This window comes from Pleionea sp. CnH1-48, from assembly GCF_024124665.1.
Taxonomy (GTDB): Bacteria; Pseudomonadota; Gammaproteobacteria; order Enterobacterales; family Kangiellaceae; genus JAMXSB01.
Genome location: NZ_JAMXSB010000003.1, coordinates 401,215 through 419,048, shown reverse-complemented (window position 1 = coordinate 419,048; position 17,834 = coordinate 401,215). Strand labels below are relative to the sequence as shown.

Sequence of the window (17,834 nt, the reverse complement as noted above, 5' to 3'; positions counted from 1 at the left end):
TGCTTCCTTTATGCAAGATACTGGTTGTAGGTTGCATCTAGCAACTGTTGACTAAAGAGCAATAGTTCAACGATAGGACGCACTGCACCTTGACCACCGTTGACTGGGCTTATCCAGTCTGCCTGCTGACATACAAACCAGTTTGCATCTTTTACGGCAAAACCTAAGCCGGCCATTTTCATTAAAGGAACATCTGGAAGATCATCACCGACGTGAGCAACTTGCTCGGCAGAAAGCGATTCTTTTTGCAGTAGTTCCTGAAACGCGGCGCGTTTGTCTGGACAAGCTTGATATAAATGAGAAATGCCTAGCTCTTGTGCTCGGCGCTCAACAATTTTAGATTCTCGACCAGTAATAATTGCAGTCTTGATACCGTTTTGATGCAGCAGTTTAATGCCTAGCCCATCTTTGATGTTGAAGCTTTTTATTTCGTCGCCACTGTTGGTGTAATAGACTTTTCCGTCACTCAGTACACCATCGACATCCAAGATAACCAACTTTATTTGACTGGCTTTATCGAGCAGGGCCTGAGAAAGATTTGGCAAATTCATTAGACCACTCCGGCTTTTAATAAGTCATGCATATTGAGTGCGCCGACTGCACGACTTTCGTGGTCGACGACGACCAATGCATTAATCGATTTATCTTCCATTATCTGAACCGCTTCGGCGGCTAAAAAGTGCGGCATGATCGTTTGACAACTGGAAGTCATTAACTGTTCGATGGGAGAGGTTAAAAAATCTTGTGATTTTTCGAGTGTGCGGCGCAAGTCACCATCGGTGAATATACCGATTACCCGATTATCATCGTCAACTATGGTGGTCATCCCCAGACGTTTTTCAGTCATTTCGATGAGTGCATCTTTTAACACCGTTGAGCTATGAACTCGGGGGACTTCATGTTGTTTGTGCATTACGTCTTCGACTTTAAGTAATAGCTTTCTGCCCAAGCTGCCACCAGGGTGAGAAAGGGCAAAGTCGTCTGCGCCAAAGCCTTTGGCATCGAGTAACGCAATGGCAAGCGCATCGCCCATAACCAGAGCGGTGGTTGTTGATGCCGTTGGAGCCAAGTTAAGGGGACAAGCTTCTTTTTCGACGCCAGTATTGATATTGACGTTGGCAAACTGGGCTAACGTGGATTCTGGCCGTCCTGTCATGCTAATCAAAGGGACATTTAAACGTTTAATGACCGGCAATAATGCCGTGATTTCGCCTGTCTCACCAGAGTTGGATAAGGCGAGTACCACATCATCACGGGTGATCATTCCCAAGTCGCCATGGCTGGCTTCACCGGGGTGAACAAAAAAAGCTGGGCTTCCTGTGCTGGCGAGAGTGGCGGCAATTTTGCTACCGACATGACCAGATTTGCCCATGCCCGTTACGACAATGCGGCCTTTGCATTGAAACATGAGTTCACTGGCGGCTACGAAATCTTCATCGATCCGTTGCTTAAGTTGTTCGATAGCTTCGAGTTCGATATCGATGACTGCACGTGCACGAGCTATGTATTGTTGAGTTCGCGTCATTCAAATGTCACTTACATAAGGAAAGTATTGAGGATTATACCGTAATTGACCTCGAGCGGTCAGCGGAATTTAACGGTGGAAAAATAGGCAGAATCAACGAGGCTTGCTAACAGTGATGGATAGGCTAGCACACCTCATTTGTTGTTCTACTGTACTAACATTTTGCCGCACTAAAAGACGGCTTGTCTTGGAGCTGCAAGCCTTAGTGAATGGAGCTTAACGCAACAAATGTTAGCCATATACCAAAGGTTGAGAACAGTAATACGCCTTCCCAGCGGTTAATGTGTCCGGGCTTGCCACGGAAACCATAGGCCATGATCGCCATGGCGACCGTTAAACCTATCATAGTGAGCGAGTCGCGATAGAACACGCTGTCATCGAGACCTTGAACGCCCACAACGATACCGGGCAGACTCATTACCGCCAGCAAATTGAAGATATTGGAGCCAATAACGTTACCAATGGCCATTTCATGCTCATCTTTCAGCACTCCTGCAACAGAGGCTGCCAGTTCGGGCAAACTGGTACCTATGGCTACGATGGTTAAGCCGATAACTACATCGCTGATGCCAAGATGGGTGGCGGTATCGACGGCACCAATGACCAACAGGCGTGAGCTGAGTTGCAGCACAACCATACCCACAACCAGCCACAAAATAGCCTTTCCGTTCGACATGCCTTCAGGTAGCTCGTCGACGATCTCTTCTAGCATGCGATCGTCTTTGGTTCGCTTGCTTAGCCCTGCGTGAATTAACCAGCCCACATAAACCACTAACATGCCTAATAGCACCCAGCCTTCAATCGAGGTGAGTTGGCTGTCATAAAGCATATAGGCGCCAACCAGAGTGACCATAAACAAGATAGGGAATTCACGCCGCAAGGTACTGGATTGAACATGCAGCGGCTTAATAATGGCGGTAATACCTAGAACAAAAGCAATATTGGTAATATTTGAGCCTAAAGCGTTGCCGATAGCGAGCCCTGGTTGATTTGACCAGGCGGCATTAAGAGAGACGGCGATCTCTGGAGCGGAGGAACCAATAGCAACAATGGTTAAGCCAACAATCAGTGGTGAAATGCCAAAATTGCGTGCCAGAGCAGACGCACCATCGGTAAATCGGTCTGCACTCCAGACTAACAAGGCTATTCCAGAGATGATAAAGGCTAACGATAAATACATTCTATTCCTGACGTTGTTATGGTCGACACGCAAAAAGGCGCCTATTAAAGAGGCTGGAGCCAAATGAATCAAGCGGTTTTTGCACTATTGTTTTGTTCTTTGATTAAGTTTATTCGATATGTATATGTTTTTTTAAGCAAAAAAGGGACTATTTTTTGCCGTTACTTTGTTACGAATGATGAATATTGTACATATTTAGCCTATCTTGACTAATAAATGTTCAGAGTAAGGAGAGGCATTTGTGTTTTTGAGCGATGGCTCAGTCTATGATTTGCGGCGGGTTTGCTGGACAGCTCCTTCGGCATCGGTCACAATTGCTCTTTTGCGAAAGATTCTAAGCATAACATTATGTCTCCAGAAGAAATTCAATCACTATTAAAACAGTCATTTACGGATGCTGAGGTTGCCTGTGACGGTGACGGAAGCCATTTTAGCGTGCGCGTTGTCTCAGATGATTTCGAAGGCCTATCGGCTGTAAAGAAACAACAGAGAGTTTATCAGGCTGTTAATGAGCATATTCAAAGTGGTGCGATTCATGCGCTCACAATGCAAACCTTTACTCACGAAGAGTGGAAAAAAGCCAGTAAGTTACAAATTGGCTAAGTTAAGCCATCTGAATATCGGAGTAATGTATGGATAAGTTGTTAATTTCAGGGGGCGCTCCCCTGGAAGGTGAAATTCGTATATCAGGCGCCAAAAATGCTGCATTGCCAATCTTAATGTCGACTTTGTTGGCAGAGGGCAAAACAGCGGTTGGCAATGTGCCTCACTTACATGACGTAACGACTACAATCGAGCTGATTGGTCGTATGGGGTGTGGGCTGACGATTGATGAAAAATTGAATGTTGAGATAGACACCAGCACTATTGATAGTTTTGAAGCGCCTTATGAATTGGTAAAAACCATGCGAGCTTCAATCTTGGTGTTAGGGCCTCTGGTTGCTCGCTTTGGTAAAGCGGATGTTTCTCTTCCTGGTGGTTGTGCTATTGGAACACGCCCCGTTGATTTGCACATCAAAGGATTAGAAGCGCTGGGTGCCGAGATTACTGTTGAAGGCGGTTATATCAAAGCGCGCTGTGATGGACGCTTAAAAGGCGCACACATCTTTATGGATCTTGTGAGTGTGACAGGCACCGAGAACATTTTGATGGCGGCGACCCTGGCTGAGGGTACGACGATCATTGAGAACGCAGCACGTGAGCCTGAGGTTGTTGATCTGGCCAACTGTTTGAACTCAATGGGCGCAAAGATTTCTGGTGCTGGCACCGATACTCTGGTCGTTGAAGGGGTAGAGACGCTTAAAGGCACGCATTATCGTGTATTGCCTGATCGTATTGAGACAGGTACCTACCTTGTTGCTGCGGCTATCACTGGCGGACGTGTTAAGGTAAAAGACACCAATCCAGATATCCTGGAATCGGTATTAGCCAAGCTTGAAGAAGCGGGTGCTCATATCACAACCGGTGAAGACTGGATTGAGTTGGATATGAAGGGAGAGAAGCCCAAAGCTGTTTCTATTCGAACGGCACCTTACCCTGGCTTCCCAACCGATATGCAGGCTCAGTTTACTGCCTTAAATGCTATCGCGACAGGTTCGGGGACTATTACCGAAACGATCTTTGAAAACCGTTTTATGCATGTTCCTGAAATGTGCCGAATGGGTGCTAACATTCGTATCGAAGGTAACACAGCGTTTGCTTCTGGCGCTCAAAGTTTGAATGGAGCGCAAGTGATGGCTACGGATTTGCGCGCATCAGCAAGCTTGGTATTAGCGGGACTGGTTGCTAATGGCGATACGATTGTTGACCGTATTTATCATATTGATCGTGGCTATGAGTGTATTGAAGAGAAACTGCAGTTGATGGGGGCGCGTATCCGCCGTATTCCTTAGATTGCCAGTTTTTACGCTTGTCAAAAAAGCCAGTACTCATCGAGTACTGGCTTTTTTTATTATTCCGCTGCGACTTTCTTTTTTTCTACCGTTAATAAAACTTCGTGCTTCTCTTGCCTGTTACGGTAGATGGTTAAAGCTATTTTGTCGCCAGGCTTCGCATCAGAAATAAAATCATACATGGCTTCAAAAGATTTTACCGGGCGATTGTTGATATGTGAGACAAAATCATTCTCTTGTAAGCCTGCCAGCGCAGCGGGGCCTTCTGGAGCAATGCCGCTTATTTTGAAGCCCATGCCAGGCTCTATAAACTCTGGGGCGTAGCGTGAGAATTCATTCGGTGAAATTGTTGATGCTGTCATACCCAGCCAGGCATTCTCTGAGTTAATGATGGCGCTGATTTTTTTCTCTATTTCGCTATAAGGCAATATAAAGCTAATACCTGTTTGAGCTCCACCGCCTGTTTTTGGAGTTAACTGCATATTAGTGATGCCGATAAGCTCACCATAAGCATTAATCAAAGCACCACCAGAATTGCCTGGATGAATGGCTGCATCGACTTGCAGTAGGTACTCGATCCCTTCTTTGATAAAAGCTCGTGTCGCACCCACAATGCCCATGGTGACTGTTTGATCAAACTCGCCATAGGGATTACCGATAGCAAATACCACATCACCTGTTTGAATTTTACGCGACGTATTAATGAGCGCGGTTGGTAGACTGGGCAGGTCGATATGCAGAACCGCCAGATCCAGATCTTTATTGCTGCCTACCAGAGTGGCTATTTTCTTGCGGCCATCAGACAGTTGAACGCTGATAGACTTTGCATTGCGCACAACATGGTAGTTGGTTACCACATAGCCTCGATCATTAATAATAACGCCAGAGCCTACATTGATACCTACATTGACAATAAATTGGTCATCAATATTTTTAGGGTAAGGGTTGCGAACCAATTGGCCTTGACCTACGGTTTGAATGCTGACCACCGATGGGGCGGTTTTGGCAATGGCATCAGCGTAGGATACTGTGGGTAAAGCAATGGGGGCTGGTTCTTTAACCGGCTCTTGAACAGAATAAACAAAGCGCTGTGCTAACCATTGGCGCAATGCCAAGCTTTGTTCTGATTCAGAAAAGAACAAGAGATAAAAAAGTGCAATGGCTAGGCCACTGAGTGTGTATTTAATCCAAAATTTCAAAGTCGCCAACTGATTGTATTTCGTTATTATTGTTGTTGCTGACAAACGCCCCGTTTTCTGGGAGTTTATCTCCAAGTATCACCGTTGTTTTTCAAACAGCATAGATGTTAGTTACACCGTTTGAAATTACTGATTTTCTGACTGGTATTCGAACCAAGTCTTAAATTTTGCCTTTAATAGTACACCGATTTACTCTGATGATTAACCGAAACTTAATGAAAAAGTCTATCAGTGTACTATCTGTTAAACGAGATGTTTTGAACAAATGGTCTAGTTATACCCAAAGTATTTCAAGGTGCTGGTAGGCGGCCAGTAAGCGAATCCCCTGAGCTTAGGCACACTAAGAGATTGGGGTGAGTACACGTAGCCAACACCGCTGCACCTTGAAAGGCAACGGGTATACTTGTTCAAAACATGACGGTGTTCGAGTTAGCGAATAATGATCAGGAGTGTCTCATTATTTCGTTTAACATTAAGCGCCAAAGCCCGACGGCGGCTGGGTAAGGCTTCTTCAAATTCTTCGAAATTACGAATGCGGTAGCGGTTGACTCCAACAATAACATCACCGCTTTGCAAACCGTAATAAGCCGCTCGTGAACGACGATCCACCTGCAAGACTTCAATTCCTGCCTGTTCACTGGGTAAACCTACCCTCAGTCCCAAAATGACATTGGTGAGCAGAGGATGATAAGTATCGCCGTTTTCTCGGATGACTTCGGGTTCTTCAATGATAGTTTTGATAGAAAGCGTTTTATTGCCTCGAATTAAGCGGATTTCAATTTCGCTGCCTGTGGGCAGAAGACCCAGCTGGTTAAATAAGTCGGAGCGGGTTTTCAATTTGCGACCGTTTAAACTCAAGATAATGTCTTGAATTTGAATACCAGCCTTCGCAGCAGGGGAGGACGGATTCACCTCGGTGACAATAACCCCTGAACGGGTATCGACACCATATACGCGAGCCAACGCCGGTGAGAGTTCTTGTACCGAAATTCCCAGTAATCCACGACGAACTTCGCCATACTGGATTAAGTGCTGCATGATGGTTTTGGCCAGATTAATGGGAATGGCAAAACCAATGCCTATATTACCTTGAGGGCCGAGTATGGCTGTGTTGATACCAATCAGGTTACCGTTAAGATCAACAAGAGCACCGCCTGAGTTTCCGGGATTAATGGCGGCATCCGTTTGAATAAAGTCTTCATATTGCTCTATTCCTAGCCCTGAGCGACCCTTGGCACTGACGATGCCCGAAGTCACACTGTGACCCAAACTAAAAGGGTTTCCTATGGCTACCACAAAATCGCCGACGCGAATGGCATCAGAGTTACCGATGGGGATAGCCGTTAGCTTTTTTGACTTGATTTGCAAAACAGCAACATCGGTTTTTTCGTCTGAGCCTATCAATCGAGCATTGAGCTCGCGGCCGTCATGCAAGGTGATTTTTATTTCATCGGCGTCTTTGATGACATGATGGTTGGTCAACAGATAGCCTTTCTGAGCATCAATGATGACACCGGATCCCAGACTATTCAGTTGTTGGCGTTTTTTGCGAGGAATCAATGTTCCAAAAAAAGGATCGCGCATTAAGGGGGTTTCTACTACCGAACTGGTCGCTATGTTTACCACCGCCGGATTGGCCTGTTCTAACATAGGTGCTAATGAGGGTAAGGGGGTCGTTCCAACCCTGCTAGGTAGCTGTGCGTTCAAACTAACAGAGGTTATCAGTAAAACAAAGAGTAAGCTTGTGATGATGCTGCGATACATGCTTGAGTAACCTTTTTACTTTTTCGCTTCGTTGAAATATAAGACACTAATAAACCTGATTTGGTTCGTAAAATAAAAAAAGGGTCAACAAGACCCTTTTTTGCTTTGGCTATATCTGCCTAGCTCTTTTGCACATCTTCTTGCTCCAGGCTGTTATGGTTAATAACACCTTTCGCTTTGATTGCATAATCCAGTGGTTGTTCTGAGTCTTCTCGTGCTGCGTCTAGTTGAATGATATCAGCGGATGCCTGATTGGGTGTTTCTTCTGGTTCTTGCTCATCTTGATTTCGATATTCATGAGCATTATAGAAAGTATCGGTGTTAAAGGCTGCCGATGAAGTATCTTCTTTGTGAGATTCATGAGTTAAGCCAGTATCCGCAGTATTGGCTTCGAGAGCCGGTTTGAAGGTTTTTTGCTTGCTTAACTGCTGAGATGTTTTAGCCATGTGCTCGTACAGAGCCTGATAATCGTTGGTCACTTTTGAGAAGAGCTCAGAAGATTTTTCGAAGTGAGCAGCGACTTTTTCTTTATATTCTTCGGATTCAGCTTCTTTCTCTAAAACCAGATTTTCGAGCTGCTTAAATTTTTCTTGATCAGGAGAGCGCCTTTGGCCTACCAGATATCCTATGGTTGCTGCTAATGCGACTAAAACCAAAGTTACTAACCACTCCATACTCACGCTCCGTTAATCTATGTGCCTTATCAAATTATAGAACCCTGCTAGCGATAAATTAAGTCTTATCTTAGGTATTTATGGATAAAGCTAAATTTTAGGCTCACTGCTTGCCGAGATGGGGGCTGCAAAGGCTCTTTTGAAGCTATTTTAATCAGTTTTTGTATCTGGAAACAACTCGTCTTCAAATCCAAATAGGCGGATATCGGTCATACGGGAGGGATAGAGGAGCCCCCAAAGATGATCCACTTCATGTTGCACTACACGTGCATGAAAATTTTCTGCCATTCGTTCAATCGGTTGTCCCTGATGGTCAAAACCAGAGTAACGGATTTTTTGAGCCCGTGGAACGAGACCTCGCATTTTAGGGATAGAGAGGCATCCCTCCCAACCTTCCTCTAAAGTGTTATCCAGTATCTCTATTTGTGGGTTAATGAGAATCGTAAAGGGAACTGGCTCTGCTTCTGGGTAACGGGGGTTATGGTCAATGCCAAACATAACGACTTGCAATGAGATACCAATTTGCGGAGCAGCAAGCCCTGCTCCATTGTTAGCGGCCATGGTATCTCGCATGTCTTCAATCAGTTCGGAGAGTTCTGGGCTATTAAAGTTATCAACAGGCTTGGCTTGTTGCAGCAATAAGGGATTTCCCATTTTTAAAATAGGGCGAACGGCCATGAATTGACATCCTTTTGTTTAACGACAAGATCACGTGAGTGATTGCATCAGCGTTTTTTGGATATTTGTCCATACTATGTATTCATGAGAAAATATTATCAATTGCAATTGATAACGAAATGAAAGAAGCGACAGTGTCTCCAACTTTAACGAGCGAAAAATATTTAATAGACGGGCCCGTTGGGCAAATCGAGGTCGTTGTTGATTTGCCGCCTGCGGAGTTACAACGTAAAGGTATGGTTATTTGCTGCCATCCACATCCTGTTCATGGTGGCGCCATGACCAATAAGGTGATTCATACCGTGGCTCGGACCATTGCAGAAATGGGATTGGCTGCTGTGCGTTTTAACTTTCGTGGAGTGGGTAAAAGCGCTGGCGAATATGACGAAGGCCAGGGCGAAAGAGATGACCTAAGAGCTGTTATTGCCTGGGCGCAAACTCAATGGCCTGACTATACATTGTGGTTAAGTGGTTTCTCGTTTGGCTCTTATATCGCCGCTATGATTGCACATGAATACGAACTGGCTCAGCTTATTAGTATTGCTCCTCCTGTCCATCGATTTGATTTCAGCGATTTTGTACACCCAGGATGTCATTGGTTAGTGGTTATGGGGGATGCTGACGAAGTGGTTGATTTTGATGGTGTAGAAGAGTGGATAACCTCTCTTTTACCAGCTCCTGAGTTTGTAGTCATGGAATCTGCAGGGCACTTTTTTCATGGTCGTTTGCTCGACCTCAAGGCAGAGTTAGAAAGCCATTTAAGTTTTGAATGTGAGCAATTAGAAAAGCTATGTTAAGACCTGTCGAACAATATAAACAAGATCTTTTACGTGATGATTTTCAGCATGATCCTGCTCAAGAGCAAGCGGTAAAGTTGCTCGATGATTTATACGAGAGGTTGGTAAAACGTTATGCTGAAGGTTCTGGATTAAGTGCCAAATTAGCTCGCTGGTTTGGTAATAAAGAACCTGAGCAAGGGTTATATTTTTGGGGCGGTGTCGGAAGAGGGAAAACCTATTTGGTGGATACTTTTTTTGACAGCTTGCCTTTTGAACAAAAAAAGCGCTTGCACTTTCACCGTTTTATGCACAAGGTGCACCATCAGTTAAAGCAACGTAAAGGCGAAAAAAATCCTTTAGACAAGATTGCTGCTGATATGGCCGAAGGCACTTATGTCATCTGCTTTGACGAATTTTTTGTCAGTGATATCACGGATGCTATGTTGCTTGCTGGCTTATTTAAAGAGCTCTTTAAGCATGGAGTCACTTTAGTCGCGACCTCCAATATTCCACCAGAAAAACTCTATTGGAACGGTCTACAACGAGATCGCTTTCTACCCGCTATTGACTTGATTCAACGGTATACGAATGTCGTGAATGTTGATGGTGGTGTCGATTATCGTTTACGAACCTTAAAACAGGCCGAAATTTTCCATTATCCGTTAGATGCTGCTGCGCACCGAAATTTAACTTTCAGTTTTGAGCATTTAGCGACTGAAGAACAAGCTGATGGCACGCCTCTAGAAGTAGAAGGTCGCCTTATTGACACGGTTCGTTTAGCCGAAGGTGTCGTCTGGTTTGATTTTGATGCCATCTGCAACACACCAAGAAGTCATGCTGATTACATTGAAATTTCGCGCTGTTTTCATTCTGTATTAGTGGGCGAAATGCCGCAGCTCAATAACGAAAATAATGACGCTATGAGACGCTTTATCAGCCTGGTTGATGAGTTTTATGAGCGTAATGTAAAGCTGATGATCGCGGCTGAAGTCGCTTTGGATGAGTTGTATATCGGGACGGGATTAGCGTTTGAGTTTAAGCGTACACTAAGCCGTCTTAAAGAAATGCAATCAGAAGATTATTTAGCGCAGGCACATCTACCATAGGTACATAAACGCCGAGGTATAACGAAAAAAGGAGACCTTAGGTCTCCTTTTTTGCTAAGAGGGCAGAGCTTATTCGGCCATCTCTTTCAACTTCTTCAATGGACGAACTTTAACAACGGTACGAGCAGGTTTTGCTTTGAACGTTGTTTCTTCGCCAGTAAAGGGGTTGATACCTTTACGAGCTTTAGTTGCTGGTTTGCGAACAGTCTGAACTTTAAACAGACCAGGCATAACAAACTCACCACAGGCACGTTTCTTAACGTGACGCTCGATCAATACAGACAGCTCGTCCAGTACTGATGTTACTTCTTTGCGAGACAACTCTGTGCGCTCAACAATCTCGTTAAGGATCTGAGATTTGTTATAACGTTCAGAAATTGCTGTCGCTTTTTTTGCTGGCGCCTTTTTAGCAGCAGCTTTTTTCTTAGCTGGTGCTTTTTTAGCAGCCGCTTTCTTTTTAGCCGGTGCTTTTTTAGCAGCAGTTTTCTTCGCAGCAACTTTTTTCTTTGCTGGTGCTTTTTTAGCAGCTGGCTTTTTAGCAGCAGCTTTTTTCTTTTTGACAGCCATGGTCTAAAGCCCCTTGTTGGTTTATTTTAAGCTCCTAGAAACATCATTGTTTCTATTCTAAAGGGCACTTTTATACCAAAATTCCCGATAAATAAAGAGTAATACGAAAAAAAAGTGTTATTTTCGCAGATTAGGTTAAAATATCAGCGTGAAAAGACAAATAACGATAGGGATTTCGCTCCCATCCCGTTTGATGCTATGATCCGTCGCCTGGGCATTTTCGTAATATAAAAGACTTGTAATCGTCGAGGCGTTTCTGTAAAATTCGCGCTCCTTTTTATATGGTCATTTTTCTAAACGAAGCAAAGCCCGTTTAGGAGCTGAGAAAAGACAATGAGAACATTTACTGCAAAACCTGAAACTGTGAAGCGCGACTGGTATGTTGTCGACGCTGATGGCAAGACCTTAGGTCGTCTTGCAACTGAAATCGCACGCCGTTTACGTGGCAAGCACAAGCCTGAATACACTCCTCACGTTGATACAGGCGATTACATCGTTGTTATCAACGCAGAGAAAATTGCTGTGACTGGCAACAAAGAGAAAGCGAAAACTTATTACCACCACACCAATTTCCCTGGTGGTATTCGCTCTATCACCTTAGATAAACTGCGTGAAAAAGCACCTGAGCGTATCTTAGAAAACGCTGTAAAGGGCATGCTGCCTCATAACCCATTAGGCCGCGCTATGTTACGTAAGTTACGTATTTTTGCGGGTACCGAGCACACTCACGCTGCTCAACAGCCCAAAGAACTAAACATTTAATAAGGTATTAGTCATCATGGCAGAACAATATTACGGTACAGGCCGCCGCAAAAGCTCAACAGCTCGAGTTTTCTTGCGTTCGGGTTCTGGCCTTATCACCATCAATGGTAAGACTCTAGATCAATACTTTGGTCGTGAAACTTCACGCATGGTTGTTCGTCAACCTTTAGAGTTGACAGAAAACACTGAGAAATTCGACGTATACGTTACTGTAACTGGTGGCGGCGGTACTGGTCAGGCGGGTGCAATTCGCCACGGTATCACTCGTGCCCTTATGGACTACGACGAAGGATTACGTCCTGATCTTCGTAAAGCTGGCTACGTTACTCGTGACGCTCGTGAAGTTGAGCGTAAGAAAGTCGGTCTACACAAAGCGCGTAAGCGTCCACAATTCTCGAAACGTTAATTGTGCGGCTCAGTCGCCAAATTGGCTTTGCGAAAAACGCTCGATTTTATCGGGCGTTTTTTTTGTCTATAATAAACAGGCGTTTAGAGTCGTATCGCAGGTTTTTTCTTGTAAAATCAAGGCTATTTCTATATTATTGCGCGATTTGAAAGTTCAGATGAGGACTGTGGGGGAGAACCCTACTGCTGAAGCTTTCAGATAAAATAAAGAGTGAACAGAAGATTCATCTTAGTCCAATGGGGAGACATTCTGTATGAGCAATGACGGTGTCGATAACGGCCGCCGGCGCTTTCTTCTTTGGTCAACCTCTGCTGTCGGAGCAGTGGGTGCCGTAGGGATTGCAGTGCCATTCGTGAAATCCTGGAGTCCCAGCGCAAGAGCACAAGCCGCTGGTGCACCAGTTGAAGTTGATGTAAGTAAATTAAAGCCTGGTCAGGCGATTAAAACAGAATGGCGCGGTAAGCCTATTTTTGTCATTCGTCGTTCTGCTGCAGATGTTAGCAATTTGGAAAAAATTGGTAGTCTGTTAAAAGATCCTGAGTCCAGTAATCCTGCCCAGCAACCAACCTATGTTGATAAGGTTAAGCGTTCGATCAAAGACGACGTTATGGTTGTTGTTGGTATCTGTACCCATCTTGGTTGTGTACCTCAGCAAAAAGAACAGGTTGAGCCTGCTATCGGCGGTGGTTTTTTCTGCCCATGCCACGGTTCTAAGTTCGATTTAGCTGGTCGAGTACTCGCCGGTGTCCCCGCTTCTGATAATCTGGAAGTACCTCCATATACGTATCTAAGTGATAGTGTCATTTTGATTGGCGTTGACAAGGGAGCTGCATAATGACCAGAACACAGCAATTGATCGGCTGGATTGATGATCGTTTCCCCCTGACAAAGGTCTGGAATGAGCATCTGGCCGAATACTACGCACCAAAGAACTTTAATTTCTGGTATTTCTTTGGTTCTTTGGCTCTATTAGTTTTAGTTAATCAGTTATTAACTGGTATCTGGTTAACAATGCACTATAACCCGTCTGCCGAAGGCGCTTATGAGTCAGTAGAATACATCATGCGTGATGTACCTTATGGCTGGTTATTGCGTTATATGCACTCTACGGGCGCTTCTGCCTTCTTTATCGTTGTATACCTCCACATGTTCCGCGGCATGATTTATGGCTCTTACAGAAAGCCTAGAGAGCTTGTGTGGCTGTTTGGTATGGTGATTTTTGTATTGTTGATGGCTGAAGCTTTCATGGGATACTTATTGCCATGGGGTAACATGTCATACTGGGGTGCACAGGTAATTATCAACCTCTTTAGTGCGGTACCTGTTTACGGCGATGAGTTAGTAACCTGGATTCGTGGTGACTTCCTAATCTCTGGCGCTACTTTGAATCGATTCTTTGCGTTGCACGTTGTGGCATTACCTATCGCTTTGTTGTTGATGGTGTTCTTGCACATTGTGGCGCTTCACGCCGTGGGTTCTAACAACCCAGATGGTGTTGAAATCAAAAAGCTTAAAGATGATAAAGGTATTCCTCTTGATGGAATCCCATTCCACCCTTACTACACAGTAAAAGACATTGTGGGTGTGGCTGGTTTCTTGTTCTTCTTCTGCATGATTATTTTCTTCTTCCCAGATGGCGGCGGATTCTTCCTTGAGCCACCAAACTTTACACCTGCAAACAATTTGAAGACTCCTGAGCACATTGCTCCTGTTTGGTACTTTACTCCGTTCTACTCAGTATTACGTGCGGTTCCAGATAAAGATCTTGGGGTTGTTGCGATGGGCTTGTCGTTGGTTATCTTGTTCTTCTTGCCTTGGCTGGACCGCAGTCCTGTTAAGTCGATTCGTTACAAAGGACCTATCTTTAAACTGGCATTAGCTTTGTTTGTTATTTCTTTCTTCATCTTGGGTTATCTAGGAATGAAAGCGCCGACTCCTGGTCGTACAGTGATGGCTCAAATAACAACGGCTTATTATTTCTTCTTCTTCTTCCCGTTTTTGCCGTTCTATCACAAGTTCGACAAAACGAAACCAGTTCCAGAGAGGGTGACAGACTAATGAAAAAGATAATTGCGATTGCATTGAGCGTCTTTTCATTAAGCGCTCTGGCTGCTGGTGGCGGTGACTATAAGCCTAATGATCCAGCAAACTTGCCTTACGGTAATAAAGTTTCATTGCAACGTGGTGCTCAGCTGTACTTTAACTATTGCTTGGGCTGTCACTCTTTGGGCTTCCAACGTTACCAGCGAACCGGTGAAGATTTAGGTATCTCTGTGGATATCTTGAAAGAAAACTTCATCTTTGATGGTTCGAAAAAAGGTGAGCATATTAAGATTGCTATGCCAGAAAGCTATGCTGCGAACTGGTTTGGTGCTGCGCCTCCTGATTTATCCTTGATTGCCCGTTCACGCGGTGCTGACTGGTTGTACAACTACATGAGAGGTTTCTATAAAGACGAAACCCGCCCTTATGGTGTCAATAACAGCGTCTTTAAAGACGTTGGTATGCCTCATGTATTGCAGCCATTACAGGGACTTCAAGTAAAAACTGAAGAAGGCGATTTAAAGATCATTGAAGAAGGGTCCATGACACCACAAGAGTATGATCTTGCGGTTCGTGACTTAGTGAACTTCCTTGATTATGTGGGTGAGCCTATCAAATTGGAACGCCAGCAGATTGGGGTTAAAGTCCTTATCTTCATCTTGATTTTCTTCATTTTTGCTTACTTCCTGAAGAAAGAATATTGGAAAGATATTCACTAGTCTTTCGGTAGCGGTCATTGTGGCCGCTACTCTATTAACTTTTTGATTTACACGCGGAGATATTTTTTATGGCAGTTGTAGCCAAACGTTCTCTGATGACGCTTTATTCTGGTGCTGATGATTTATACAGCCATCAGGTACGTATTGTACTGGCAGAAAAAGGTGTTAACTTCGAAACTATCGAAGTAACAGATGAGTATAAGCCGGAAGATCTGATGGATCTGAATCCTTACAATACGGTTCCTACTTTAGTTGATCGCGAACTTATTTTGTTCGAAGCCCGTATTATTATGGAATATTTGGATGAGCGTTTTCCGCATCCTCCGCTTATGCCTGTTTATCCGGTTGCTCGAGCTCGTTCGCGACTCATGATGCATCGTGTTGAGAAAGATTGGTACAGTCTGGTTACTACTATCAACCGCAGTAAAGATAAAGAAGCTGAGCGAGCTCGCAAAGAGCTTAAAGAAAGCTTGATTACCTTGGCTCCGGTATTTTCTGAAACACCTTTCTTCTTGAGCGAAGAGTTCTCATTAGTTGACTGCTGCCTTGCTCCTTTATTGTGGCGCTTGAACGCGATGGGTATTGAGTTAACGGGTCGTGGTGCTAAAGAAGTTGAAGGTTATATGGAGCGTCTGTTCGAAAGAGATTCCTTCCAGGTGAGTTTGACGGCTACCGAGCGGGAATTAAATAGTTAAGCATTATGAAAGAGTTTTCGAGCAATAAGCCTTATTTGATCCGTGCTCTGTATGAGTGGATTGTTGATAATGGCGGTACGCCCCACTTGATGGTTAATGCAGAGATGCCTGGTGTTCAGGTGCCTAACGAGCATGTTAACAATGGCGAAATTGTATTAAACATTGCTCCATCGGCTGTTCAAGGACTACTGATGGAAAACGACTACGTTACTTTTAACGCTCGATTCTCTGGTGTTGCTCGTTCTATTCATGTGCCTATATATGCAGTCACTGCTATATGGGCTAGAGAGAATGGATTAGGAATGCCATTTCCTGCCGAAAATGCTCCTGAAGAGATATCTGAAGAGTATATTGAAGAAGAAAAAGAGCCTGAGCAGAATTCTGCTTCGGCTCCTTCTGAGCAACCTGCAAAAGCTAAATCAAAAAGTCATCTTAAAATAGTGAAGTAATCTTACTTCACTATTTTTTCGAATTTCCCTTCTGTAAAACCTACTAGCGGCCTCGTCGACTGAAGCTCACATTGATTGTGAACTCGAAGGTTTCACCTTTCAGCTCTTTAGGTAGTGGTGGCAGTTCCTCTGTCTTTTTAATCATGTCCAATATAGCTCTATCAAGTAATTTGTAGTTGGTCGATTCCCAAATCTGCTGACCAACAATTCTGCCATTATTAATGGTAACAATCGCTGCACCGTCACCTTCCATCTTTAAACGCCAGGCGCGCGATGGAAACTTCTGATTTCTTTTAATCGTTTGTACCAGCTTTCGTATGTACTCACCCTGAATTAATGCGGTATCGAGCTCGAGATCGGCTTCATCGACCACTATTTGAGGAGCAACTTTGATCTTAGGCTTGCGAACAACTTTGGGGGGAGGTGTTGCCGCAACTGCTTTTTCTTTAGGAGCTGTGTTTCTTGAAGTTTTGACAGGTTCTTTTTTTGCAACTTTCTTTGGCGTTTCGGTTTTTGGTTTGCTGGATTTGTTATTACTTTTTGTGCTTGCTACTTGTTTGGGCTTAGGTGCTGGCTTCTTAGTTTGTTTGACGGGTTTTTTTACTTCTGGCTTTTTTTCCGTAGGAGCTGCGGCTACATTGGTAGCTCCTGTCACTGCCTTGGTGGCGTTTGCGGCTATATTGGTTGCGTCTACAATGGCTGGTTCACTAAACTCTGGCTGAATGCGGCCTTCGATAGGAACTAAAGTATCATATAAAGCAAGCAGCTCTTCCTGCTTGTCTGTAGAGTTATCGCTTGTAATGTCTTTTTTAAATGCTTTGGTTGGAGGTATTTCTCCAATCCATGTTGATAAAAGCAGGTTGTAAAAAGCAAGGTTGGTTGTTTTGTAAAACTCTACCTTATCAATATAAACTTTTATTGCTTCATTAGGTAGTAGCTCGATGTCAACCTGATCGCCTTTTTCGTAGGTGTATGCAATGGCTTTGGTAAATTTAGCGATTTCTGAGCCGAAGGGTTGCCAAACTGCTCGTTCATTATTGATGGCTATTCTTTCTTTCCAAAGTCGGGTAAAGCTTCGAGCAGAAATTCTGTCTTGCATGATGCGCAATGACATTCGTTTGGCGACGTCATCTTGCATTAATTCTTTAATTTTTAATGAGTTTCCTGTTGCGAATAATTGAGCAATGTAAATATCTTCGCGCAAGTTCTTGTAAACAGCCGTTCCTTGAAGATTTAGTGTGATGCCATTGTCATTTAATATTACTTTTTGTTTTTCAGCTCTCACATCAGAACTGTAAAAGCTGGCAGTGATTATTAGAACCAGCGTAAGCAATAAAACCGAGGAGAAGGAAGACGTTGTAAATATTTTGTTTAGCATCAAGTTATCCTGTACTTC

20 protein-coding genes are annotated in these 17,834 nt (G+C 44.0%); 11 read left to right on the top strand and 9 right to left on the bottom strand.

Annotation, left to right across the window (positions count from 1 at the left end):
• Positions 1-8: 8 nt before the first annotated feature.
• From kdsC to NH399_RS06920, 3 genes are all read right to left on the bottom strand, one after another.
• Positions 9-551: a 3-deoxy-manno-octulosonate-8-phosphatase KdsC gene (gene kdsC / locus NH399_RS06930; RefSeq protein WP_253037974.1), complete on the bottom strand. Its 543-nt coding sequence runs from the start codon at positions 549-551 to the stop codon at positions 9-11.
• Positions 551-1,525, bottom strand: coding sequence for a KpsF/GutQ family sugar-phosphate isomerase (locus NH399_RS06925; RefSeq protein WP_253037973.1), 975 nt, complete (start codon positions 1,523-1,525; stop codon positions 551-553). Before NH399_RS06925 ends, kdsC begins: the two co-directional genes overlap by 1 nt.
• A 202-nt stretch (positions 1,526-1,727) precedes the next feature.
• Positions 1,728-2,705: a calcium/sodium antiporter gene (locus tag NH399_RS06920; protein ID WP_253037972.1), complete on the bottom strand. Its 978-nt coding sequence runs from the start codon at positions 2,703-2,705 to the stop codon at positions 1,728-1,730.
• Between the two features lie 348 nt (positions 2,706-3,053).
• On the opposite strand from NH399_RS06920, the gene NH399_RS06915 reads away from it, so the two are divergent.
• Positions 3,054-3,308, top strand: a complete 255-nt coding sequence (locus NH399_RS06915; RefSeq protein WP_253037971.1) for a BolA family protein — start codon at positions 3,054-3,056, stop codon at positions 3,306-3,308.
• 29 nt (positions 3,309-3,337) lie between these two features.
• A complete protein-coding gene (gene murA, locus NH399_RS06910; protein WP_253037970.1) occupies positions 3,338-4,597 on the top strand; it encodes a UDP-N-acetylglucosamine 1-carboxyvinyltransferase in 1,260 nt (419 codons plus the stop codon).
• 59 nt (positions 4,598-4,656) lie between these two features.
• Here murA and NH399_RS06905 read toward each other — a convergent pair whose 3' ends face one another.
• The 4 genes from NH399_RS06905 to def form a co-directional block, all read right to left on the bottom strand.
• On the bottom strand, positions 4,657-5,796 hold the full coding sequence (locus NH399_RS06905; RefSeq protein WP_253037969.1) for a S1C family serine protease: 1,140 nt from the start codon (positions 5,794-5,796) through the stop codon (positions 4,657-4,659).
• 429 nt (positions 5,797-6,225) lie between these two features.
• Positions 6,226-7,560, bottom strand: coding sequence for a DegQ family serine endoprotease (locus NH399_RS06900; RefSeq protein ID WP_253037968.1), 1,335 nt, complete (start codon positions 7,558-7,560; stop codon positions 6,226-6,228).
• Positions 7,561-7,679: 119 nt separating this feature from the next.
• The gene (locus tag NH399_RS06895; RefSeq protein ID WP_253037967.1) at positions 7,680-8,234 is read right to left on the bottom strand and encodes a YhcB family protein; all 555 of its coding nucleotides are present in this window, start codon (positions 8,232-8,234) and stop codon (positions 7,680-7,682) included.
• 150 nt (positions 8,235-8,384) lie between these two features.
• Positions 8,385-8,912 (bottom strand): peptide deformylase, encoded by a 528-nt coding sequence (gene def, locus NH399_RS06890; protein WP_253037966.1) that lies wholly within the window; start codon positions 8,910-8,912, stop codon positions 8,385-8,387.
• 119 nt (positions 8,913-9,031) lie between these two features.
• Between def and NH399_RS06885 the strand changes: the two genes are divergently transcribed.
• Together NH399_RS06885 and zapE are read left to right on the top strand one after the other, a co-directional pair.
• On the top strand, positions 9,032-9,709 hold the full coding sequence (locus tag NH399_RS06885; protein WP_253037965.1) for an alpha/beta hydrolase: 678 nt from the start codon (positions 9,032-9,034) through the stop codon (positions 9,707-9,709).
• Positions 9,703-10,797, top strand: coding sequence for a cell division protein ZapE (zapE, locus tag NH399_RS06880; protein WP_253037964.1), 1,095 nt, complete (start codon positions 9,703-9,705; stop codon positions 10,795-10,797). The genes NH399_RS06885 and zapE overlap by 7 nt, the downstream gene beginning before the upstream one ends.
• Before the next feature lie 69 nt (positions 10,798-10,866).
• Here the strand turns inward: zapE and NH399_RS25430 are convergent, their stop codons facing one another.
• Positions 10,867-11,364: an HU family DNA-binding protein gene (locus NH399_RS25430; RefSeq protein ID WP_256489320.1), complete on the bottom strand. Its 498-nt coding sequence runs from the start codon at positions 11,362-11,364 to the stop codon at positions 10,867-10,869.
• 333 nt (positions 11,365-11,697) lie between these two features.
• Here NH399_RS25430 and rplM point away from each other — a divergent pair, with 333 nt between their 5' ends.
• From rplM to NH399_RS06840, 7 genes are all read left to right on the top strand, one after another.
• A complete protein-coding gene (rplM, locus tag NH399_RS06870; RefSeq protein WP_253037963.1) occupies positions 11,698-12,126 on the top strand; it encodes a 50S ribosomal protein L13 in 429 nt (142 codons plus the stop codon).
• 13 nt (positions 12,127-12,139) lie between these two features.
• Entirely contained in the window at positions 12,140-12,532 is a 393-nt protein-coding gene (gene rpsI / locus NH399_RS06865; RefSeq protein ID WP_371876064.1) for a 30S ribosomal protein S9, read from the top strand.
• Positions 12,533-12,785: 253 nt separating this feature from the next.
• The gene (petA, locus tag NH399_RS06860; protein WP_253037961.1) at positions 12,786-13,367 is read left to right on the top strand and encodes a ubiquinol-cytochrome c reductase iron-sulfur subunit; all 582 of its coding nucleotides are present in this window, start codon (positions 12,786-12,788) and stop codon (positions 13,365-13,367) included.
• Complete coding sequence (locus NH399_RS06855) at positions 13,367-14,590, top strand: cytochrome bc complex cytochrome b subunit (protein ID WP_253037960.1); 1,224 nt, start codon at positions 13,367-13,369, stop codon at positions 14,588-14,590. The genes petA and NH399_RS06855 overlap by 1 nt, the downstream gene beginning before the upstream one ends.
• Positions 14,590-15,294, top strand: a complete 705-nt coding sequence (locus NH399_RS06850; protein WP_253037959.1) for a cytochrome c1 — start codon at positions 14,590-14,592, stop codon at positions 15,292-15,294. Before NH399_RS06855 ends, NH399_RS06850 begins: the two co-directional genes overlap by 1 nt.
• A gap of 68 nt (positions 15,295-15,362) precedes the next feature.
• Positions 15,363-15,989, top strand: a complete 627-nt coding sequence (gene sspA, locus NH399_RS06845; RefSeq protein WP_253037958.1) for a stringent starvation protein SspA — start codon at positions 15,363-15,365, stop codon at positions 15,987-15,989.
• Positions 15,990-15,994: 5 nt separating this feature from the next.
• Positions 15,995-16,438, top strand: a complete 444-nt coding sequence (locus NH399_RS06840) for a ClpXP protease specificity-enhancing factor (RefSeq protein ID WP_253037957.1) — start codon at positions 15,995-15,997, stop codon at positions 16,436-16,438.
• A 43-nt stretch (positions 16,439-16,481) separates the two neighbouring features.
• Here NH399_RS06840 and NH399_RS06835 read toward each other — a convergent pair whose 3' ends face one another.
• Complete coding sequence (locus tag NH399_RS06835) at positions 16,482-17,816, bottom strand: TonB family protein (protein ID WP_253037956.1); 1,335 nt, start codon at positions 17,814-17,816, stop codon at positions 16,482-16,484.
• Positions 17,817-17,834: the final 18 nt, after the last annotated feature.

Coding starts and splice junctions, on each gene's coding strand:
- zapE (WP_253037964.1), top strand. CDS start 9,703: ATGTTAAGACCTGTCGAACAATATAAACAAGATCTTTTACGTGATGAT.
- rplM (WP_253037963.1), top strand. CDS start 11,698: ATGAGAACATTTACTGCAAAACCTGAAACTGTGAAGCGCGACTGGTAT.
- NH399_RS06855 (WP_253037960.1), top strand. CDS start 13,367: ATGACCAGAACACAGCAATTGATCGGCTGGATTGATGATCGTTTCCCC.
- NH399_RS06885 (WP_253037965.1), top strand. CDS start 9,032: ATGAAAGAAGCGACAGTGTCTCCAACTTTAACGAGCGAAAAATATTTA.
- def (WP_253037966.1), bottom strand. CDS start 8,912: ATGGCCGTTCGCCCTATTTTAAAAATGGGAAATCCCTTATTGCTGCAA.
- NH399_RS06840 (WP_253037957.1), top strand. CDS start 15,995: ATGAAAGAGTTTTCGAGCAATAAGCCTTATTTGATCCGTGCTCTGTAT.
- NH399_RS06925 (WP_253037973.1), bottom strand. CDS start 1,525: ATGACGCGAACTCAACAATACATAGCTCGTGCACGTGCAGTCATCGAT.
- NH399_RS06920 (WP_253037972.1), bottom strand. CDS start 2,705: ATGTATTTATCGTTAGCCTTTATCATCTCTGGAATAGCCTTGTTAGTC.
- NH399_RS25430 (WP_256489320.1), bottom strand. CDS start 11,364: ATGGCTGTCAAAAAGAAAAAAGCTGCTGCTAAAAAGCCAGCTGCTAAA.
- NH399_RS06915 (WP_253037971.1), top strand. CDS start 3,054: ATGTCTCCAGAAGAAATTCAATCACTATTAAAACAGTCATTTACGGAT.
- NH399_RS06835 (WP_253037956.1), bottom strand. CDS start 17,816: ATGCTAAACAAAATATTTACAACGTCTTCCTTCTCCTCGGTTTTATTG.
- sspA (WP_253037958.1), top strand. CDS start 15,363: ATGGCAGTTGTAGCCAAACGTTCTCTGATGACGCTTTATTCTGGTGCT.
- petA (WP_253037961.1), top strand. CDS start 12,786: ATGAGCAATGACGGTGTCGATAACGGCCGCCGGCGCTTTCTTCTTTGG.
- NH399_RS06850 (WP_253037959.1), top strand. CDS start 14,590: ATGAAAAAGATAATTGCGATTGCATTGAGCGTCTTTTCATTAAGCGCT.
- NH399_RS06900 (WP_253037968.1), bottom strand. CDS start 7,560: ATGTATCGCAGCATCATCACAAGCTTACTCTTTGTTTTACTGATAACC.
- kdsC (WP_253037974.1), bottom strand. CDS start 551: ATGAATTTGCCAAATCTTTCTCAGGCCCTGCTCGATAAAGCCAGTCAA.
- NH399_RS06895 (WP_253037967.1), bottom strand. CDS start 8,234: ATGGAGTGGTTAGTAACTTTGGTTTTAGTCGCATTAGCAGCAACCATA.
- murA (WP_253037970.1), top strand. CDS start 3,338: ATGGATAAGTTGTTAATTTCAGGGGGCGCTCCCCTGGAAGGTGAAATT.